At 40.7% G+C, this 21,896-nt stretch carries 16 protein-coding genes; 13 read left to right on the forward strand and 3 right to left on the reverse strand.

From position 1 onward, the window contains the following. Positions 1–11 precede the first annotated feature (11 nt). The 12 genes from M2R47_RS02450 (at position 12) to M2R47_RS02505 (ending at position 18,089) form a co-directional block, all read left to right on the forward strand. On the forward strand, positions 12–1,499 hold the full coding sequence (locus M2R47_RS02450) for a tripartite tricarboxylate transporter permease (RefSeq protein ID WP_249098419.1): 1,488 nt from the start codon (positions 12–14) through the stop codon (positions 1,497–1,499). A gap of 386 nt (positions 1,500–1,885) precedes the next feature. Continuing rightward, entirely contained in the window at positions 1,886–4,510 is a 2,625-nt protein-coding gene (locus tag M2R47_RS02455; RefSeq protein ID WP_249098690.1) for a bifunctional aconitate hydratase 2/2-methylisocitrate dehydratase, read from the forward strand. Between the two features lie 406 nt (positions 4,511–4,916). After that, positions 4,917–6,293, forward strand: a complete 1,377-nt coding sequence (locus M2R47_RS02460) for a diaminobutyrate--2-oxoglutarate transaminase (protein WP_249098422.1) — start codon at positions 4,917–4,919, stop codon at positions 6,291–6,293. A gap of 107 nt (positions 6,294–6,400) precedes the next feature. After that, positions 6,401–7,945 carry a type I restriction-modification system subunit M gene (locus M2R47_RS02465; protein ID WP_249098424.1) on the forward strand — a complete coding sequence of 515 codons (1,545 nt, stop codon included), beginning with the start codon at positions 6,401–6,403 and terminating at the stop codon, positions 7,943–7,945. 1 nt (position 7,946) lies between these two features. Then, entirely contained in the window at positions 7,947–8,948 is a 1,002-nt protein-coding gene (locus M2R47_RS02470) for a virulence RhuM family protein (protein ID WP_249098427.1), read from the forward strand. Then, the gene (locus tag M2R47_RS02475; RefSeq protein WP_249098430.1) at positions 8,948–10,117 is read left to right on the forward strand and encodes a restriction endonuclease subunit S; all 1,170 of its coding nucleotides are present in this window, start codon (positions 8,948–8,950) and stop codon (positions 10,115–10,117) included. Before M2R47_RS02470 ends, M2R47_RS02475 begins: the two co-directional genes overlap by 1 nt. A gap of 56 nt (positions 10,118–10,173) precedes the next feature. Then, positions 10,174–11,283 carry an anticodon nuclease gene (locus tag M2R47_RS02480; RefSeq protein ID WP_249098432.1) on the forward strand — a complete coding sequence of 370 codons (1,110 nt, stop codon included), beginning with the start codon at positions 10,174–10,176 and terminating at the stop codon, positions 11,281–11,283. A 3-nt stretch (positions 11,284–11,286) separates the two neighbouring features. After that, positions 11,287–14,421, forward strand: coding sequence for a type I restriction endonuclease subunit R (locus tag M2R47_RS02485; protein ID WP_249098435.1), 3,135 nt, complete (start codon positions 11,287–11,289; stop codon positions 14,419–14,421). Beyond that, positions 14,418–15,113 carry a restriction endonuclease subunit S gene (locus M2R47_RS02490; protein WP_249098438.1) on the forward strand — a complete coding sequence of 232 codons (696 nt, stop codon included), beginning with the start codon at positions 14,418–14,420 and terminating at the stop codon, positions 15,111–15,113. The genes M2R47_RS02485 and M2R47_RS02490 overlap by 4 nt, the downstream gene beginning before the upstream one ends. Beyond that, positions 15,077–15,631, forward strand: a complete 555-nt coding sequence (locus M2R47_RS02495) for a restriction endonuclease subunit S (protein ID WP_249098440.1) — start codon at positions 15,077–15,079, stop codon at positions 15,629–15,631. The genes M2R47_RS02490 and M2R47_RS02495 overlap by 37 nt, the downstream gene beginning before the upstream one ends. An 87-nt stretch (positions 15,632–15,718) precedes the next feature. After that, positions 15,719–17,263, forward strand: coding sequence for a pyridoxal phosphate-dependent decarboxylase family protein (locus M2R47_RS02500; protein WP_249098443.1), 1,545 nt, complete (start codon positions 15,719–15,721; stop codon positions 17,261–17,263). Between the two features lie 4 nt (positions 17,264–17,267). Further along, positions 17,268–18,089, forward strand: a complete 822-nt coding sequence (locus tag M2R47_RS02505) for a DUF72 domain-containing protein (protein WP_249098446.1) — start codon at positions 17,268–17,270, stop codon at positions 18,087–18,089. Between the two features lie 46 nt (positions 18,090–18,135). Here the strand turns inward: M2R47_RS02505 and M2R47_RS02510 are convergent, their stop codons facing one another. The 3 genes from M2R47_RS02510 to metX form a co-directional block, all read right to left on the reverse strand. Next, on the reverse strand, positions 18,136–18,720 hold the full coding sequence (locus M2R47_RS02510; protein WP_249098447.1) for a tetratricopeptide repeat protein: 585 nt from the start codon (positions 18,718–18,720) through the stop codon (positions 18,136–18,138). Between the two features lie 94 nt (positions 18,721–18,814). After that, a complete protein-coding gene (gene metW / locus M2R47_RS02515; protein WP_249098449.1) occupies positions 18,815–19,426 on the reverse strand; it encodes a methionine biosynthesis protein MetW in 612 nt (203 codons plus the stop codon). A 68-nt stretch (positions 19,427–19,494) separates the two neighbouring features. Further along, the gene (gene metX / locus M2R47_RS02520; protein WP_249098453.1) at positions 19,495–20,691 is read right to left on the reverse strand and encodes a homoserine O-succinyltransferase MetX; all 1,197 of its coding nucleotides are present in this window, start codon (positions 20,689–20,691) and stop codon (positions 19,495–19,497) included. Between the two features lie 231 nt (positions 20,692–20,922). Here metX and hemH point away from each other — a divergent pair, with 231 nt between their 5' ends. After that, a complete protein-coding gene (gene hemH / locus M2R47_RS02525) occupies positions 20,923–21,888 on the forward strand; it encodes a ferrochelatase (RefSeq protein ID WP_249098693.1) in 966 nt (321 codons plus the stop codon). Positions 21,889–21,896 lie beyond the last annotated feature (8 nt).

A 21,896-nucleotide genomic window follows, 5' to 3' on the forward strand; every position in this document is an offset into this window, starting at 1 on the left:
GTTTTTTTTAAATGGAAGTTTTTGAGTTTTTGATGCATGGCTTTGCGATTGCCACAACCCCAAAAAATCTCATCATTGCATTTATTGGAGCGTTGATTGGAACAATCGTTGGTATGCTTCCTGGACTTGGTCCGATTAATGGCGTGGCAATTTTACTGCCAATCGCTTATGCGCTTGGACTGCCACCTGAATCTGCTTTAATTCTACTTGCAGCGGTATATTTAGGCTGTGAATACGGTGGAAGAATTTCAGCGATTTTGATTAATGTGCCAGGAGATGCTGCTGCCATCATGTCAACATTGGATGGCTATCCACTTGCCAAACAAGGTAAGGCAGGAATCGCTTTATCACTTTCGGCAGTGAGTTCTTTTATTGGTGCTATTTTGGCGACGGTTGGTGTGGTTTTATTCGCTCCATTATTGGCAAGGTGGGCGATTTCATTCGGTCCCGCCGAGTATTTCGTACTCATGGTATTTGCATTAACTTGTTTAAGTGGTCTGGCAAGTGACGCACCAATCAAGACTGCAGTGGCTGCACTGATTGGCTTGATTTTGGCAACCGTTGGCATGGATGCGGTTACTGGGGTTTACCGCTTCACTTTTGACTCTGTTGGCTTGTCTGATGGCATTGCTTTTACAACGATTGTCATTGGTTTTTTCAGCATCAGTGAAATTCTCATCATGTTGGAGCAGACTAACATCGGTCAAAAGGCTTTAGAGCAGGGAAAAAGAAATCTGGTAAATTTTAAAGAATTGATGTTTGCACTTGGAGCAATTGTTCGTAGTGGTTTGACTGGTTTTGTGGTAGGGATTTTGCCGGGTGCGGGAGCTACGATTGCCTCCGCCATCACCTACTCAAATGAGCGTAAAATTGCAGGCAAGGCATCTAAATTTGGTGATGGTGATTTGCGTGGTATAGCAGCACCAGAAGCAGCGAACAACGCTTCAGCTTGTGGCTCGTTTATTCCCATGCTGACTTTGGGGGTGCCAGGTTCTGGCACGACAGCAGTGATGATGGGTGCGTTGACTTTGTACAATATCACGCCAGGTCCGCAGCTATTTACTGAACAACCTGATATTGTTTGGGGTTTGATTGCCAGTTTATTTGTGGGCAATGTCATTTTGCTTGCTTTAAATCTTCCTTTGGTGGGTTTTTTTGCAAAAATGCTTAACACGCCAAATTATATTTTAATTCCAGCGATTGCTGCGGCAAGTTTTGTGGGTGTGTATTCCATTCATAGTACGACTTTTGATTTGATATTAATGGTGGCCTTTGGATTGTTTGGTTATCTATTACGAAAATTGCATTTTCCATTATCAGCATTGATTTTAGGCTATGTGCTTGGTCATCTTATGGAGTCCAATCTTCGCCGAGCTTTATCTATTTCAAGCGGAGATCTTGGCATATTATGGGGAAGTCCAATCACGATCATGCTTTGGATATTGGCAATATTTATGATATTGTTGCCGATCTATCGCACCATAAAATCTAGGGTTTAAATCGCATGTTTGAGAGCTGCACTTGCTCATGACAAGTGTGGCTTTTTTAATTTTTAAAATTTTCAATCAATTTTTTGTCAAAGTTGGGCTTTTTTGATTGTATTTGATGAACATGATTAATGAAAGTCATGATGATTTGTTGACCAAATCAATTGGATATTTAAAGAAGTAGTTGCCCATTTTAATTCAGTGGCATTTTTTAAATAAATGTTGGTTATGACAAATATTTTTTTGAATTGATGATGATTTTACGCTATGATATGTGGAGTTTTAAAGTAGGGTAGTTGACTACACACTGTCTAGGCACTTGGTCGTCATGCTGGCGTGTATGAGTGATCAAGCACTTATGAATCAAATTTTTAAATAAGGAAAATGTCATGTCTCAAATGTTAGCTGAATATCGCAAGCATGTCGCCGAGCGTGAAGCGTTGGGCGTACCACCACAGCCACTGACTGATGCACAAACTGCTGATTTGGTAGAGTTATTAAAAAATCCACCAGCAGGCGAGGAAGCTTATTTGGTTGATTTGCTTGAAAATCGTGTGCCAGCAGGCGTTGACCAAGCTGCCTATGTCAAAGCTGCCTTTTTGAACGCTGTTGCCAAAGGTGAGACAAGCTCTCCTCTGGTCAGTAAAGAGCGTGCGGTGTATCTGCTAGGTACGATGTTAGGGGGGTATAATGTCGCCCCACTTGTTGACTTGCTTGATGACAGTGAGCTTGGTGGACTGGCAACCGAAGCCTTAAAAAAGACATTGTTGGTGTTTGACGCATTTCACGATGTTGAGGATAAAGCCAGAGCGGGCAATGAAAATGCTAAAGCGGTGTTGCAGTCTTGGGCGCAAGCGGAGTGGTTCACCAGCCGCCCAGATGTGCCATCTGAGATGACCATCACGGTCTTTAAGGTAACAGGAGAGACTAACACTGATGATTTGTCGCCTGCACAAGACGCTTGGAGTCGCCCTGACATTCCATTGCATGCCAACGCAATGTTAAAGAATGAGCGTGATGGTATCTACCCTGAAAAAAATGGTGAAATCGGCCCTTTAAGTCAAATCAAAGAGCTGATCTCGCGTGGCAAGCAAGTCGCTTATGTTGGTGATGTGGTGGGTACTGGATCATCTCGTAAATCGGCGACCAACTCTGTGCTTTGGTTCTTTGGTAACCCGATTGCCCACATTCCAAATAAAAAAGACGGTGGCGTTTGCCTGGGCGGTAAGATTGCACCAATCTTTTTTAATACCATGGAAGATGCAGGTGCATTGCCTGTAGAGATTGATGTCGCAGACATGAACATGGGTGATGAAATTACCCTAAAAATCGACCATGACACAGCGACTGTTACAGCATTTAAAGACGGCACACAAATCGCCCAAAGCAAACTAAAAACCCCTGTATTGCTAGATGAGGTGCGTGCTGGTGGTCGTATTAACTTAATCATCGGTCGCAACCTGACGGGCAAAGCTCGTGAGTCTTTAGGTCTTGAACCATCAACATTATTCCGCACGCCAGAACAGCCCAGCGATACTGGCAAAGGCTTTACTTTGGCACAAAAAATGGTTGGTCGTGCTTGTGGTTTGCCAGAAGGTCAAGGCATTCGACCAGGCACTTATTGCGAACCTAAAATGACTACCGTTGGCTCTCAAGACACCACAGGTCCAATGACTCGTGATGAATTGAAAGATTTGGCATGTTTGGGTTTTTCGGCTGACTTGGTGATGCAGTCATTCTGTCATACTGCTGCCTATCCCAAGCCTATTGATGTGGTAACGCACCACACGCTACCTGACTTCATCATGAATCGTGGCGGTGTGTCGCTACGCCCAGGAGACGGCATCATTCACTCATGGTTAAACCGCATGTTACTGCCTGATACGGTCGGTACTGGTGGCGACTCACACACTCGTTTTCCAATTGGCATCTCGTTTCCAGCAGGCTCTGGCCTGGTGGCGTTTGCAGCAGCGACGGGTGTCATGCCATTGGACATGCCTGAGTCGGTGCTTGTGAAGTTTAAAGGTAAAATGCAGCCTGGCATTACCCTGCGTGATTTGGTTCATGCCATTCCTTACTATGCCATTCAAGAGGGTGATTTGACGGTTGAGAAAAAAGGTAAGAAAAACATATTCTCTGGCCGTATCTTGGAGATTGATTTGACGGAGATGGAGAATTCATTGACAGTTGAGCAGGCTTTTGAGTTGTCTGATGCATCTGCTGAACGCTCGGCGGCAGGCTGTGCCATTACTGTATCAGAGGAGAAGGTTGCTGAATACTTACGCTCAAATATTGTGATGCTCAAATGGATGATTAGCGAAGGTTATGGTGATGCCCGTACTCTGGCTCGCCGTGCTGAGAATATGCAAAAATGGCTGGATAATCCAAGCTTATTAAAAGCCGATGCGGACGCTGAATACGCCAAAGTGTATGAAATTGACTTGGCGGACATTAAAGAGCCGATTTTATGTTGTCCAAATGACCCAGATGATGCCAAGCTGCTTTCAGAGGTGGCTGGCGATAAGATTGATGAAGTATTCATCGGTTCATGTATGACGAATATTGGTCACTTCCGTGCTGCAGGCAAACTGCTTTCAGAGGTACCAGCAGGCAGTTTGACTACTCGCCTATGGATTGCACCGCCGACCAAAATGGACGAAAAGCAGCTGATGGATGAAGGTTATTATAATGCCTATGCCCAAGCAGGTGCGCGTACCGAAATGCCTGGCTGCTCACTGTGCATGGGTAACCAAGCACGCATCGCACCCAATTCCACTGCGGTATCGACATCCACTCGTAACTTCCCAAATCGATTGGGTCAAGGGGCGAATGTGTATCTGGCATCTGCTGAGCTTGCAGCTGTGGCTTCGGTACTTGGTAAGCTGCCAACCGTTGACGAATACATGTCATATGCAGGCAAGCTGTCATCAATGGAGGCGGAAGTTTATAATTATCTCAACTTTGATCAAATGAGTGAATACACTGACAAATCCGACAAAATTAGCGTGGCACAGTTGGTGTGATTTGACATCATTTAGAATCTAAAACATGAAATAAGCACTCAAATCACTGGGTGCTTATTTTATATCTGTCTAAGGTCTTGCCAAATTTCTCTGATGTGCTATAATCTACTACTTTTTAAATTTCTATTTGGCATGAGAGTCGATAGATAAAAAAGTATTTATTGCCGTACAAGCGGTGGGATGGCATGTGTTTTTGCCATCTACTCTTGTTAAATTTAGGTGTGCAATGTGGCTATTTGATATAATCGCCAGTTGAACCACACGCCGAATGTCGCGAACCTGATTAAACCCAAATCAAATTGGGTTTGGGTTTAAGAATGGATATTCATAAAACTGTCAAATTGCTTTGTTATGGTGTCTGTTCATAGGTTTTTCTTTCAACCCTTATCTGAGATGGTAATCCGATATGAGCGTTCATTCTGTCAATCAAGCCCCTGTTACCGCCAAAGACGGTGCTACCAACGAATATTATTTAACTCGTCAAAACCAAATGGAGTCTAATGTTCGTAGCTATCCTCGTAAACTTCCATTAGCAATCGCCAAAGCACAAGGGTGCTGGGTAACTGATGTGGAAGGTAATGAATACCTCGACTGTCTGGCAGGAGCTGGTACTTTGGCGTTAGGTCATAACCACCCCGCAACCATCAAAGCCATCAAAGATGTGCTTGAGAGTGGCTTGCCTTTACACACGCTAGACATCACCACGCCGATTAAAGATGCCTTTACTGAAAAACTGCTGTCTTTTTTCCCAAAAGATTTTATTTTGCAGTTTTGTGGTCCAACGGGTGCAGATGGCACAGAAGCTGCCATCAAGCTTGCTAAAACCCATACAGGGCGTGATAATGTCATTGCCTTTAGTGGTGGTTATCATGGCATGACGCATGGTTCTCTTGCCATGACAGGCAATCTTTCCGCCAAAGAAAAGGTTGGTAACTTAATGGCAGGCGTGCAGTTTATGCCATATCCGCACGAATACCGTTGCCCGCTTGGGCTTGGCGGTGAGGCAGGTGTAGATGCCTTGACTTACTATTTTGAGAATTTCATTGAAGATGTGGAAAGTGGCGTGGTTAAGCCTGCTGCTGTCATCTTGGAAGCCATTCAAGGCGAGGGAGGCGTTGTCCCTGCACCCAAAAAATGGCTACAAAAAATTCGTGAGGTTACTGCCAAACACGACATCGTGCTTATCCTAGATGAGGTGCAAGCAGGCTTTGCTCGCTCTGGCAAGATGTTCGCCTTTGAACACGCAGAGATTATCCCTGATGTGGTGGTGATGAGTAAAGCGGTGGGTGGTGGTTTGCCTTTGTGCGTGCTTGCCATCAATAAGAAATTTGATGCGTGGTCGCCAGCAGGTCATACAGGTACTTTCCGTGGTAATCAGCTGGCAATGGCGGCAGGGTTTAATGTCCTAGAAGAAATTATCAACAATAATCTGGCTGAAAATTCACGCATCCAAGGTGAATTTTTGCGTGAAGAGCTTGATAAACTTACCCAAGATTACCCTTGCATTGGTAATGTGCGTGGTCGTGGCTTAATGACGGGTATTGAGATCGTCGATGAGCGTAAGCCTGCCGATCATATGGGGTCTTATCCTGCCGATAGCGAGCTTGCTGCTGCCATCCAAAAAGCGTGCTTTGATAATAAACTACTGCTAGAGCGTGGTGGTCGTGGCGGTACGGTGGTGCGTTTGCTGTGTCCAATCACCATCACTCGCGAAGAATGTCAGATGGTCATTGATCGCTTTAAAAAGGCGGTGTGTGAAGCGTTAAAGGTGGTGCGCAGTTAACCAAACTACCTCAAAAAAACGGTAAGGCGACTGCTTTGCCGTTTTTTATTTTTTAGATAAAACTGAGATATGCTATAATTTAATAAGTTTTTTATTAGGATAGTCCGATGACTTATGCACAACAACGAGATGAACTCCACCGCCGTATCTGGCAGATTGCTAACGAAGTTCGAGGGGCGGTAGATGGTTGGGATTTTAAGCAATATGTTTTAGGGGCGTTGTTTTACCGCTTTATCAGCGAGCATTTTAGCGATTATATTGAAGGGGGCGATGACAGCGTCAGCTATGCCGATTTTGATGACAATGACCCAAGTTTGGAGCAAATCAAAGACGATACCATCAAAACCAAAGGCTATTTTATCTATCCAAGCCAGCTTTTTGTCAATGTTGCCAAAAATGCCCACACCAATGAAAACCTCAACGCCGATTTAAAAGCCATTTTTGATGCCATTGAATCATCGGCAATGGGCTATGGTTCAGAAGACGACATCAAAGGCTTGTTTGCTGATTTTGATACGACTTCTAGCCGTTTAGGCAGCACCGTCAAGGATAAAAATGACCGCCTTGCCAAAGTATTAAAGGGTGTGGCACAGCTTGAGCTTGGCAATTTTCACGACAGTCAAATTGATTTGTTTGGCGATGCGTATGAGTTTTTGATTTCTAACTATGCCGCCAATGCGGGTAAATCAGGCGGTGAATTTTTCACGCCGCAAACCGTTTCCAAGCTTATTGCTCAGCTTGCTATGCATGGAAAAACTTCGATCAATAAAGTCTATGATCCAGCGTGTGGCTCTGGCTCGCTGTTATTGCAGGCCAAAAAGCAATTTGATGAGGGGTTTGTTGAGGATGGTTTTTTTGGGCAGGAGATTAACCATACCACTTACAACCTTGCTCGTATGAATATGTTTTTGCACAACATTAATTACGACAAATTTGACATTGCTCTTGGCGATACGCTGACCGCCCCTAAGTTGGGCGATGAAAAGCCTTTTGATGCGATTGTGTCTAATCCACCGTATTCGGTCAAATGGATTGGCGATGATGACCCCACCTTAATCAATGACGACCGTTTTGCCCCTGCGGGTGTCCTTGCCCCCAAATCAAAAGCCGATTTTGCGTTTATTTTGCACGCATTGAGCTATTTATCCGCTAAAGGTCGTGCGGCAATTGTGTCATTTCCTGGTATTTTTTATCGCGGTGGGGCAGAAGGTAAAATCCGTAAATATCTGATTGATAATAACTATGTAGAAACCGTTATTCAATTGCCTAATAATTTATTTTTTGGGACAAGTATTGCCACTTGTATTTTGGTATTGGCTAAAAATAAAAGTGATAATAAAACCCAATTTATAGATGCAAGTGAGTTTTATAAAAAAGAAACGAATAATAATGTGCTGACTGATGCGCGTATTGCGGAAATTGTCAAACTCTTTGCGGATAAACAAGATGTCGCTCATATTTGTAAAATGGTGGAAAACAGCGATATTGAGGCGAATGATTATAATTTGGCGGTGTCCAGTTATGTAGAAGCGAAAGATGATAAAGAAGTGATTGATATTGTGCTTTTAAATGATGAAATTAACCAAACAGTTAGTAAAATCAGCCAGTTAAGAGATAAAATTGACAGTATTGTAGCACAAATTGAGGTGTAAGATGAGCAATAATCAAATTGTCATTTTTAATCGTGATGATGGTTGTATTGGCATCAATGTTAAGATTGAGGGCGATACCGTATGGCTAACGCAAAAAGCAATGGCAGAACTATTTGATGTTAATACGCCAGCCATCAGTAAGCACTTGAACAATATTTTTGATGAGGGGGAATTGCAACGAGAGGCAACTGTTTCCAAAATGGAAATAGTTCAGACGGAGGGTGTAAGGCAAGTTACAAGATTGGTGGATCTTTACAATCTTGATGCGATTATTTCGGTCGGTTATCGTATCAACTCCGCTAAGGCAACCCAGTTTCGTATTTGGGCGACCCAAATCATAAAAGAATATCTCATCAAAGGCTTTGCGATGGACGATGAGCGCCTAAAAAATGTAGGGGGCGGTTCATATTTTAAAGAGTTGCTAGACCGCATTAGAGATATTCGCTCTAGTGAAAAAGTGATGTATCGGCAGGTATTGGACCTATATGCCACAGCAATAGACTATACAGCAAATAGTGATGAAAGTATTTTGTTTTTCAAGACTGTACAAAATAAATTGCATTACGCCGCTCACGGTCATACAGCCAGTGAAGTTATTTATTTGCGTGTAGATAGTGATAAGCCTTTTGCTGGATTACAAAATTTTAAGGGTACTCAACCTACGCAGGCTGAATCAATGATAGCCAAAAATTATCTAACCGAACAAGAATTAAAGGTTTTAAATAATTTGGTATCGGCTTATTTTGATTTTGCTGAACTAAACGCCATAGAAGAAAAACCGATGACGATGCAAGATTATATAGATGGGCTAGATAGATTATTGAATGCCACAGGACGAGAAGTCTTGCAAGGAGCTGGCAATATATCGCACGCACAAGCAGAGAAAAAAGCCAAAGGCGAATACAAAAAATACAAGGCAAAAACACTGTCCGATGTAGAAAAATCCTACCTTGAAGTGATTAAGGATTTAAACAAAATGGCCAAAAAAGTGAGTAAAAAATAATGCACGCTTTTATTAAAAAATTGCTAGATGGGCAAAAAGTAGAGTGGAAAACTCTGGGGGAGATTGCTAATTTAAAGCGTGGAAGAGTAATTTCAAAAGAATATTTAACTAATAACAAAGGGATTTATCCTGTTTATAGCTCTCAAACAGTTGATGACGGCAAAATAGGCAGTATTAACACCTTTGATTTTGATGGTGAGTTTGTAACTTGGACAACCGACGGAGCAAATGCAGGCACGGTATTTTACCGTAATGGAAAATTTTCTATTACCAATGTCTGTGGTTTGGTTATTTTAAATGATTTAAACCAGTTGAATTACAAATTTATTTATTATTGGCTTTGTATTGAAGCTAAAAAATATGTGTATTCAGGAATGGGAAACCCAAAGTTGATGAGTAATCAAATGGAAAAAATCAAAATCCCAATCCCACCCTTATCCGTCCAAACCGAAATCGTACGGATTTTGGACGCATTTACCGCCATGACCGCCGAGCTGACCGCCGAGCTGACCGCCGAGCTTAATTTAAGAAAAAAGCAATATCAATATTATCGGGATTATTTATTAGATGTAGATAACCCTAATAATCCGATAATGAATGGTGAAAAAGTAGAGTGGAGAACATTGGGGGAGGTTGCTCAATATTCGAAAAGTCGTATCAATGCCAATGAACTTGATAAAGATAGCTACATTGGCGTTGATAACTTGCTACAGAACCGTGCAGGTAAAATACCATCAAATCATGTGCCAACCGATGGCAGAGTAGCCACTTATCAAAAAAACGATATTCTAATTGGTAATATTCGCCCTTATCTAAAAAAGATTTGGCAAGCCAATAATAATGGTGGTGCTAGTGGAGATGTTTTAGTTATTCACTTAACGGATAATTCTGTTAATCCAAGATATTTATATCAAGTCTTATCTGATGATAAGTTTTTTGAATATAATATGAAATACGCCAAAGGTGCAAAAATGCCACGAGGCGACAAAGAAAGTATCTTGAAATATAAAATCCCCATTCCACCCCTATCGGTTCAGCAAAAGATTGTGGATGTTTTGGATAAGTTTGACACACTCACCAATTCAATTAGTGAGGGATTACCCAAAGAAATTGAGCTCAGACAAAAGCAGTATGAATATTATCGGCAGGTTTTGTTGGGGTTTGATTAATTTTTTTAAAGGTAAATTTAAATTTATATATCAACCAAAAATGTAGAGAAGTTGTTATGGGTAAAAACTTAATAGAAATTGCACAACAGTTGATTGATTTGAATAAAAAAGCTCAATTAATCTATGCTTTTAATGGCACAGGAAAAACTCGTCTATCTCGTGAATTGAAAGAGCTTGTGCAACCAAAGGTTGATAGTAGCGGTAGTGATTTAAAAGATAAGAAAATTTTATATTATTCTTCTTTTACGGAAGATTTGTTTTATTGGCATAATGATTTGGATAATGATAAAGATGTCAAATTGAAAATTCACCCCAATACTTTTACAAAGTGGGTTTTTGAAGAGCAGGGGTTGGAAGAAACAGTTAGTAAAAATTTTCAGCATTATACTAATGAGAAATTAACACCAAGATTTAGCTCAGATTTTTCAGAAGTAACTTTCTCTTATACAACAAGCGACACCATTGATGATAATATTAAAATATCAAAAGGTGAAGAAAGTAATTTTATTTGGAGCATTTTTTATACATTAATAGAACAAGTTGTTGAAGAATTGAATATTGAAGAGTCAGATCGCTCTACCGATAAATTTAATAATATTAAGTATGTTTTTATTGATGACCCTGTCAGTTCATTGGATGAAAATCATTTAATTGAAATGGCAGTGAATTTGGCAAGGTTAATTAAAAACAGTAATTTTGATATGAATAGTATTAAATTCATTATTACCACACACAATTCTATATTTTACAATATTTTATATAGAGAATTGGGTGTAAATCAAGGATTTTTGTTAGAAAAAAATTCAAATGGATTGTTTTTATTGAGCGAAAAAAAAGGCGATTCAAACACATCTTTTTCATACCATCTTCATTTAAGGTCTATTTTAAAAAAAGCAATTAATGATAACGCTATTGAAAAATATCATTTTATGTTATTGAGAAATCTGTATGAAAAAACAGCTGGTTTTTTGGGCTATAAAGAATGGTCGGTTTTACTTCCTGCCGATGGTAAAGATGCGTATTATAGCCGTATCATTAATTTTTCTAGCCATTCCTCATTGGCAAATGAAACATCAATTTATTTAACTGATGCTGAAAAAAATATTGTTAGTTATTTGCTAAATGATTTAACAACCAGATACAGTTTTTATCAATTGGAGCAATAAACAATGGCCACCCAAACCACCCCCATCGCCCAAACCAATCAATTTATTGTTTTAGATAAATATGAAAAACTGCCCCAAACAGGCGGTTATCAGACCGAAAGCGACTTAGAAAAAGAGCTGATTGCCGATTTAAAAGCACAAGGCTACGAACACCGTACCGATTTAAAAAATCAAAAAAATTTACTTGATAACATAAGACAGCAACTACAAACGCTGAATAATACGGTTTTTAATGATAATGAATGGCAACGCTTTATCAATGATTATTTAGACAAACCCAGCGAAAGCGTGATTGATAAAACGCGTAAATTACACGACAATCACATCTATGACTTTGTCTTTGATAATGGGCGTATTCAAAACATTTATTTAATTGATAAAACCAATGTGTCAAGAAATAAATTGCAAATTATTAGCCAATTTGAACAAACGGGTACGCAAGCCAATCGCTATGATGTAACCATTTTGGTCAATGGCTTGCCAATGGTGCAAATAGAGCTTAAAAAACGAGGTGTTGCTATTCGTGAAGCCTTTAATCAAATTCATCGTTATAGTAAAGAAAGTTTTAATAGCGAACATTCTTTATTTAAATATTTGCAAATTTTTGTAATTAGTAACGGTACTGATACCCGCTACTTTGCCAATACCACTAAGCGAAACAAAAACAGCTTTGATTTTACGATGAATTGGGCAAGGTCGGATAATACCATTATTAAAGACCTTAAAGATTTTACTGCCACCTTTTTGCAAAAGAATACTTTGTTAAATGTTTTGCTTAATTATTCGGTTTTTGATGTATCAGATACCTTATTGATTATGCGTCCATATCAAATTGCTGCAACAGAGAGAGTTTTATGGAAAATCCAAAGCTCTTATAACGCTAAAAATTGGTCTACTACCGAAAGCGGGGGCTATATTTGGCATACCACAGGTTCTGGAAAAACATTAACCAGCTTTAAATCTGCTCGCCTTGCTACCCAATTACCTTTTATTGATAAAGTCTTTTTTGTCGTGGATAGAAAAGATTTAGATTATCAGACAATGAAAGAATATCAGCGATTTAGTCCTGATAGCGTTAATGGTTCAAGCAGTACAAAGGGTTTAAAGCAAAATATTGAAAAAAATGATAATAAAATTATTGTTACTACCATTCAAAAACTCAATAATTTAATGAAATCAGAAAATGATTTGCCGATATATAACAAGCAAGTGGTATTTATTTTTGATGAATGTCATCGCTCGCAGTTTGGCGAAGCCCAAAAAAACTTACAAAAAAAATTCAAAAAATACTACCAGTTTGGCTTTACAGGGACGCCGATTTTTCCTACAAACGCCTTAGGAGCAGAAACCACCGCCAGCGTCTTTGGTCGAGAATTACATTCTTATGTGATTACTGATGCCATTCGTGATGAAAAAGTATTAAAATTCAAAGTAGATTATCATAATGTTTCCCCAAAATTTAAAGAACAAGAAAACGAAACCGACTTAAATAAACTATCTGCTTTTGAAAATAAACAAGCATTATTGCACCCAGAACGCATTCGTGAAGTTAGTGAATATATTTTAACTAATTTTCGCCATAAAACACACCGCTTAAATGCACAAGGTAAAGGGTTTAATGCAATGTTTGCGGTCAGTTCGGTAGAGTGTGCCAAACTGTATTATGAAAGTTTGAAAAACTTGCAAAAAAATCACGCCAAACCATTAAAGATCGTCACTATTTTTTCATTTTCTGCCAATGAAGAGCAAGACGGAGCGGGCGATATCCCTGATGAAACTTTTGAACCAACCGCTATGAACAGCACAGCAAAAGAATTTTTGCAAATGGCGATGAATGATTATAATCAACTCTTCGCTACTAATTATGGAATGGACAGTCAATCATTTCAAAATTATTATCGTGACTTAGCAAGGCGTGTTAAAAATCAAGAAATAGATTTATTAATTGTAGTGGGAATGTTTTTAACCGGTTTTGATGCACCGCAATTAAATACGCTGTTTGTCGATAAAAACTTACGTTATCACGGTTTAATTCAATCCTATTCACGCACTAACCGCATTTATGATGCGACTAAAGTTTTTGGTAATATCGTTTCTTTTCGCAATTTAGAAAATGACACCATAGAAGCAATTGAGTTATTTGGTGATAAAAACACCAAAAACATCATTATTGAAAAAAGCTTTGATGAATATATGGGCGGTTATACCAGTAGCGATGGCGAAGCACAGCGTGGCTATTTGCAGGTTGTTACTGAATTACAGCAACGCTTTGCCAACCCTGATGAGATTGTTACAGAAAAAGATAAAAAAGATTTTGTCAAACTGTTTGGCGACTACTTAAAAGCTGAAAACATTTTACGAAACTATGATGAATTTACGGCCTTATACGCCCTAAAAAGCATTGATAAAAACGATCAAGAAGCGATTGACAACATCAAGCAAAAATACGACCTAAGCGATGACGACATAGAAAAACTGCAAGCCATCACACCGCCAAGCGAAAGACTTTTGCAAGATTATCGCTCTACTTATAACGACATCAGAGAATGGTTGCGTCAAGAAAAAACCAACGAACAAAAAGAACAATCCAAAATTGATTGGTCTGATGTGGTGTTTGAAGTGGAACTCCTAAAATCGCAAGAGATAAATTTGGATTATATCCTTGAGCTGATTTTTGAAAAAAACAAAAGAAATGGCGATAAAGTCGCTTTGGTGGACGAAATTCGCCATATTATTAGGGGTAGTATTGACCACCGTGCCAAAGAAAGCTTGATGGTCGATTTTATCAATCAAACTGACCTTAGTGCGGTTGCGGATAAGTCGCACATCATGGAAATGTTTATTCGCTTTGCCCGTGAGGAACAACAAAAACAAGCGATTGAGTTAATTGAAAGTGAAAAGCTAAATACAGATGCTGCCATTCGCTATCTCAATGCTTCTTTAAGACGAGAATACGCCACCGATCATGGCACAGAATTAAACGCCATTTTGCCCAAAATGAGTCCGCTTAACCCAAAATACCTAACTGCCAAACAAAGCATTTTTCAAAAAGTGAGTGCTTTTGTAGAAACTTTTAAAGGTATTGGTGGAATGATTTTAGACAAGGTTTTGGCAGATGATTTGGGAGATAGGCAATGAGTATTTTAAAATTGATTGAAAGCTGTGAAGTGGAGTGGAAAATAGTTGAGCAGGTATTTGATTTAAAAAACGGCTATACACCATCAAAATCAAATCCTGAATACTGGGAAAATGGTGTTGTGGATTGGTTTAGAATGGAGGATATTAGAGAAAATGGTCGTATATTGAATTCAGCATTCCAAAAAGTTTCACTTAATGCAGTTAAGGGCGGAAAATTATTTCCTGCCAATTCAATTATTATAGCTACATCGGCTACGATAGGCGAACACGCTTTAATAACCACACCTTTTTTAGCAAACCAGAGATTTACAAACTTAGCACTCAAATCCAGCTTTAAAGATAAATTGGATATGAAATTCGTTTATTATTACTGCTTTAAACTTTGTGAGTGGTGCAAAAATAACACCACAATGTCAAGTTTTGCATCTGTTGATATGGTTGGTTTTAAAAAAATTCCCTTTCCGATCCCACCCTTATCCGTCCAAACCGAAATCGTGCGGATTTTGGACGCATTTACCGCTTTAACCGCCGAGCTAACCGCCGAGCTTAATTTAAGGCAAAAGCAATATCAATACTATCGGAATAAGTTATTATCATTTGATAACTTCTCTCAATTAAATCCGTCTCTCTCTCTCTCTCTCTCTCTCTGCAGACAGTGGTTTGGAAAACTCTGGGGGAGATTGCTAATTTAAAGCGTGGAAGAGTAATTTCAAAAGAATATTTAACTAATAACAAAGGGATTTATCCTGTTTATAGCTCTCAAACAGTTGATGACGGCAAAATAGGCAGTATTAACACCTTTGATTTTGATGGTGAGTTTGTAACTTGGACAACCGACGGAGCAAATGCAGGCACGGTATTTTACCGTAATGGAAAATTTTCTATTACCAATGTCTGTGGTTTGGTTATTTTAAATGATTTAAACCAGTTGAATTACAAATTTATTTATTATTGGCTTTGTATTGAAGCTAAAAAATATGTGTATTCAGGAATGGGAAACCCAAAGTTGATGAGTAATCAAATGGAAAAAATCAAAATCCCCATTCCTCCTCTATCGGTTCAGCAAAAGATTGTGGATGTTTTGGATAAGTTTGACACACTCACCAATTCAATTAGTGAGGGATTGCCCAAAGAAATTGAGCTCAGACAAAAGCAGTATGAATATTACCGTGAGCAATTACTTGATTTTCCAGCTGAAATAAAAGCTTGATCGGCTGATACAGATGAAAGACATCAGTATTAACCATAATTATGCTATAATGAGATCAAGTTTATTTTTTCTATTTGGGAAAGCATTATGGTAGATATTGCACAACACCGCCAAGCCTTACTTTGTAATGATAGCCAGTCCATAGCAGACTATGAACAAGCGATGAATACCGCTGTCAAAGCCGTATCCGACTGGCTACAAAACGACAAAATGTACACAGGCGGCAGCATTAAAGAGTTACGCTCTCAAATCAGTTTTAATCCACAAAAACATGGTTTGGGTGTGGATAAGGCATTGGAGCGGCTGGTGGAGCTGTTTTTAAACAAAAGTTTGAAAGTTCATCACCCACATTCGCTCGCTCATTTGCATTGCCCAACCATGGTAACTTCACAAATCGCCGAAGTACTGATCAATGCCACCAACCAATCCATGGACTCGTGGGACCAGTCGCCAGCAGGCTCGCTGATGGAAGTACAGCTCATTGACTGGCTACGCCAAAAGGTCGGCTATGGGGCAGGGCAGGCAGGCGTGTTCACATCAGGCGGTACGCAGTCCAATTTGATGGGCGTGCTATTAGCAAGAGACTGGGCAATTGCGAAGCACTGGAAAAATGCAGACGGCAAAGAATGGTTGGTACAAAAAGACGGCATTCCAGCAGACGCCATGCAAGCAGTCAAAGTGATTTGCTCAGAGAATGCTCATTTTAGCGTGCAAAAAAACATGGCAATGATGGGCATGGGTTTTCAATCTGTCGTTACCGTGCCTGTGGACGATAATGCCAAGATGGATACAGATGCCCTTGCCAAAACCATGGCGGATTTAAAAGCAGATGGCAAAATCGTGGCGTGCGTGGTGGCAACAGCAGGGACAACGGACGCAGGGGCGATTGATGACATCAAGGCCATTCGCAAGCTGTGTGATGACTTTGGGGCGTGGCTGCATATTGATGCGGCATGGGGCGGGGCATTGATTTTGTCCAATGAATACCGTGATATGCTTGACGGCATTGAGTTATCCGACTCGATCACGCTTGATTTTCATAAGCATTTTTTCCAAAGCATTTCGTGCGGCGCGTTTTTATTAAAAGACGAACAAAATTACCGCTTTATGCATTATGAGGCAGAATATCTAAACTCAGCTTATGATGAAGAACACGGCGTGCCAAACTTGGTGTCCAAGTCTTTGCAAACCACTCGCCGATTTGATGCGTTAAAGCTGTGGATGACCATTGAAGCTCTGGGTGAAGAGTTGTATGGCTCAATGATTGACCATGGCGTGAAATTAACTCGTCAAGTGGCGGATTATATTAAAGCAACGGACGGTTTGGAGTTGCTTATTGAACCACAATTTGCCAGCGTGCTGTTTCGTGTTGTGCCAAAAGAGTATCCAACGCATTTGATTGATAGTCTTAATCAAAATGTCGCAGATGAACTGTTTGCTCGTGGTGAGGCAAATATTGGGGTAACTCGTGTGATTGACAAAAACCGTGATGTACAATCTTTAAAAATGACCACGCTTAGCCCAATTGCCACGCTTGACAATGTCAAAGCCTTGCTATCACAAGTCTTACAAGAAGCAGAACGCATCAAAGACGACATCAAAAACGGCACTTACACGCCACCGATTGATTAAGTTGGTGAAGCGTATTCATATTGGCACAGGCGGATATGGCGACAATGATTTGATTGGAACGCTGTATCCACACGGCACACGACCCAGTCAATTTTTGCACTATTATGCCAATCACTACGACTGTGTGGAGATAAACAGCAGTTTTCACGCACCTATTGGTCAAAAGACTGTGCAAGGTATGTTTGCCAAAGCTGATAAACGGCTAAAATTTTCGTTCAAACTGCACCAAGATTTTAGCCATGCTCGTACTGCTACCGCCCAATCCGCCAAAAATTTTTTACACATTTTAACGCCTTTTAGCAAGCAGTTGGCTCCGCTGTTATTGCAATTCCCCCACAGCTTTGAACGAACCATCACCAATCGCCAGTATTTGGGCGAGATGGTAACATGGTTTGATGGACATCTGCTTGCCATAGAGTTTCGCCACCCCAGTTGGCATGTTGACCCTGTATTTGCCCATTTTGCCAAATCGCCCAATTTGATTTGGGTCAATGCTGATTATCCAAAAAATATCGGACTGCCAGACACGCCTTTTTGGGCGAATGCTCGCACCGCCTATTATCGGTTGCACGGACGGCGTAGCGATTGGTGGGAAAAAGAGAGTGCCAAAGAGCGACACGATCATCGTTATAGCGATGATGAACTTAGTAAAATCGCTGATAAGATTTTTGCCAATAGGCAATACTTTGATGAATTGTTCATTTATTTTCAAAATACGACCAACGCCCATTCTTTTTATAATATCGTGATGTTAAAAGAAAAATTGGCACGGTTAGGTTTTGAAACAAAGCTGCCTTGTCTGATGGGTCAGGGCAGCTTGTTTTAATCATTGGTCAGGTGTGGGTATTAGGTGTCATTTTACCACCATAAAATCATTGATTTTGAAACCAATGATTGGCGTTGTTTTTGGCTTTTTCGATGTCTTGTGATGATAGGTTTAGGGCGAGTTGCCCAATTTTTGTTTGGGCTTTGTTTTTGATGTTTTGGTCAAGCATGCCATCACGACTGGATAGCTCATACCATTTATAAGCATCAACGAAGCGTTTTTCACGCTCATCAAGTATTGCCAGGGCGTAGCTGGCACGATTGTCTCCCAGATGAGCTGCTTTTTCTAGCCATTGACGAGCTTCATTCATGTCAGCCTTGACGCCTTCGCCACGCAGATACATCAGCCCAAGATTGAGCTGTGCAGGCGAGGCATTTTGTAAGGCGGCACGAGTGTACCAATAAGCGGCCAAACTTGGGTCTTTTGCCACACCTTCACCTTTTTGTAGTCGCTTCGCCAAGAAAAATTGAGCGTGATGATTGCCTTGCGAGGCTTTGGCGTTTAATCTGTTGATGTCCATGTGTTCAAAATCGCTCCCATGAAAGCTGTCAATGGTGGTTGTGATCTGTGCGTGGGTAGCGACAGACAGTCCCAATAAGGCTGAACATAAGGCGATTTTAAGCGTTTTCACATGAACTCCAAAGATAAGAAAAGTTGTCATCTATGTTAGCACTTTGGCGACAAAAATTCAACGAGCGAGATGTTACAAATGATGGCCGCCTGTGTTAATTTTTTGCTATGCGGTAAATGGCCACATCAGCCAGAAGATTTGGTATGTGTTTGACAAGTTTACGCATCAGCTTATTTGGCAAGTTGGCATCATCATTAATGGCGACGGTCTCTAAGATGGTGATGCCATTATCATGGCAAAGTCGCTCAAAATCCTTAAAGGTACACAGATGAATGTTGGGCGTGTCATACCATTGATGGGGTAGGGTCTCACTGATGGGCATCATGCCTTTAATGCCCAAGTGCACACGGTTCTGCCAATAGGCAAAATTCGGAAAGGTAACAATGCCTTCTTTTGCCACTCGAAGCATGTCATTGAGAAGGTCTTGTGGGTTTTTTACCGCTTGCAAGGCACGAGTCATCACGACCGTATCAAAGCTATTGTCGGCAAAGCGTGCCAAGCCATCATTTAAGTCTTGTTCAATGATGTTTAAGCCTTTGAGAATGGCTTGATTGATTTTCTTTTCATCAATTTCCAAGCCATAGCCAAACACCCCCAAGTGTTCTTGCAAATGAGCAAGCAAAGTGCCATCGCCACAGCCTAGGTCCAACACCTTGGTATTTGGCTGTATCCATTTTTCAGCAAGTTGATGATCGATGTTATTCATGAGTTTCCCTATTGCAACTGTCGCAAGATATCAAGATATTAAGTCAGGCTGATTCATTAAGTAGAGGTTTATGCTGATGATGTTTTGGAGGAATGCCGTATGGGTGCCGACAAAAAACCTTTCACTGCATTGGCATAGCGAGGAATGTCAAATAAAAACGAATCATGACCATGTGGTGCATCCACATTGATGAAACTGACATCTTTGCCATTGGCAATCAGAGCGTCGACGATTTCTATTGAGCGTTCTGGAGAGAAACGCCAGTCCGTTGTGAATGAAACGATCAAAAACTGGCATTGGGTGCGAGCAAGTGTCTGTTCTAGGGCAGTTTTTTCGTCCAGATTGTCAGTGGTGTAGTCTCGTGTGGGATCAAAGTAATCGAGTGCTTTAGTCATGAGTAAATAGGTGTTGGCATCAAAATTTTTGCTGAATCGTTCTCCTTGATAGCGAAGATAGCTTTCGACTTGAAATTCAACATCATAACCATACATGAACTTCCCTGATTTTAAATCGCGACCAAATTTCGCTTTCATGGCATCTTCGGTAATGTAGGTGATATGACCGACCATGCGTGCTAAGACCAGTCCTCTTCTAGGATAAGTGCCATGCTTGACATACCAACCTTCATGAAAATCAGGATCAGATAAAATGGATTGGCGCGCCACTTCATTAAAGGCGATATTTTGGGCAGACAGTTTTGGTGTGCTGGCGATGATGACGGCTTTACTTAGGCGTTCTGGGTAATCCACCGACCACTGTAATGCCTGCATGCCACCCATTGAGCCACCTATGATGGCATGCCATTTGGTGATGCCCAAGCGGTCAGAGAGTATGACTTGTGTCTTTACCCAATCTTTTATCGTGATGAGTGGAAAGTCTGCCCCCCACGGTTCTCCTGTATCAGGATTGATGGTCGTAGGGCCTGTGGAGCCATGGCATGAGCCAATATTATTCAGACAGACGACAAAAAATTCATTGGTGTCAATCGCTTTATCCTTACCAATCAGTGCGTCCCACCAGCCTGCCTTTTCATCGGTCGCACTGTGATAACCTGCGGCATGATGTGAGCCTGATAAAGCATGGCAGATGAGAATGGCGTTTGACCGTTCAGCGTTAAGCTGTCCATAGGTCTCAATCACCAAGTCAAATGATGGTAGAATGCGTTGACATTCTAATTGTAATGGCTCATCAAAGTGTAGTATTTGTGGCGTAACGATGCCAACTGAATTGGGATCGAGGTAGGGGGGTGTTGTTAAATTTTCCACGAACTGTTCCGATTGATCTGTGTTATCTTATGTTGAATTGATTTGGGTTATTGTAACATTTTGGGCGACTTTTAAGCAATTTTTCATGAGATTTTATGATTGCACTAAGCGTCTTGCTGAATTTTGTTGTTGAATTAAGCTTCATGTGATTGGTTATGAAAAATACTGATATTTTTATCAAAAAATGCTACACTAAGATGAAATCAAAATCAGTTTTAAAAGCGACAAAGCATCATGAAAACCGCCATCATTCTTGTTAATCTGGGTACTCCTGACGAGCCCACGCCATCAGGGGTGCGTCGTTATTTGCGTGAGTTTTTATCTGACACACGAGTGATTGAGATTCCTCCGTTTATTTGGCAGATCATTTTAAATCTATTCGTACTAACCACTCGCCCCAAGCGTGTTGCTCATGCTTATCAAAGTATTTGGACTCCTGACGGTTCACCATTATTGGCGATTTTAAAGTCTCAAGCCAGATTGTTACAAGATAAGCTTGTATCAGAGGGTAAAAACACGCCTGTTTTTGCAGCAACTACCTATGGCAATCCAAACATCAAAACTGTCATGCAGGATCTCCAAGATAGGGGCTATGATGATTTTATTGTTTTTTCCTTATATCCGCAATACTCAGCAACGACAACGGGTGCGGTGTTTGATAAAGTGGCAGGGTATTGTCAAAAAAAGAGAAATATGCCAGCCATTCAGTTCATCAAGGAATACTATGACCACCCTCTGTACATACAGGCATTGGCTCAAAGTATTCGCAGGCATTGGCAGGAACATGGGCGAGCTGACCGACTATTGATGAGCTTTCATGGCATTCCCAAGCCTTATGCAGACAAGGGGGATCCTTATGCTGAGCAATGCAGAAAAACAGCTGTTTTGGTTGCCAGCGAACTTGGGCTTGGCATGAACGAATGGGCGATAAGCTTTCAGTCTCGCTTTGGAGCACAAGAGTGGTTAAAGCCCTATACTGATGAGTTGCTTGCAGAATGGGGGGCTGGCGGCATGTCGGTACAGGTGTTAAGTCCTGCTTTTAGCGCTGACTGTCTTGAAACCTTAGAAGAGCTGGCAGTAGAAAATCGTGATAATTTTCTCCAAGCGGGTGGAAAGTCTTATGAGTACATTCCTGCACTCAATACAGATGAGATGCACATCGCAATGATGGCAGAGGTGGTAGGGCGTTATATTTAAAGTTTGAA

Source organism: Moraxella oculi (assembly GCF_023336735.1).
Classification (GTDB): Bacteria; Pseudomonadota; Gammaproteobacteria; order Pseudomonadales; family Moraxellaceae; genus Moraxella; species Moraxella oculi.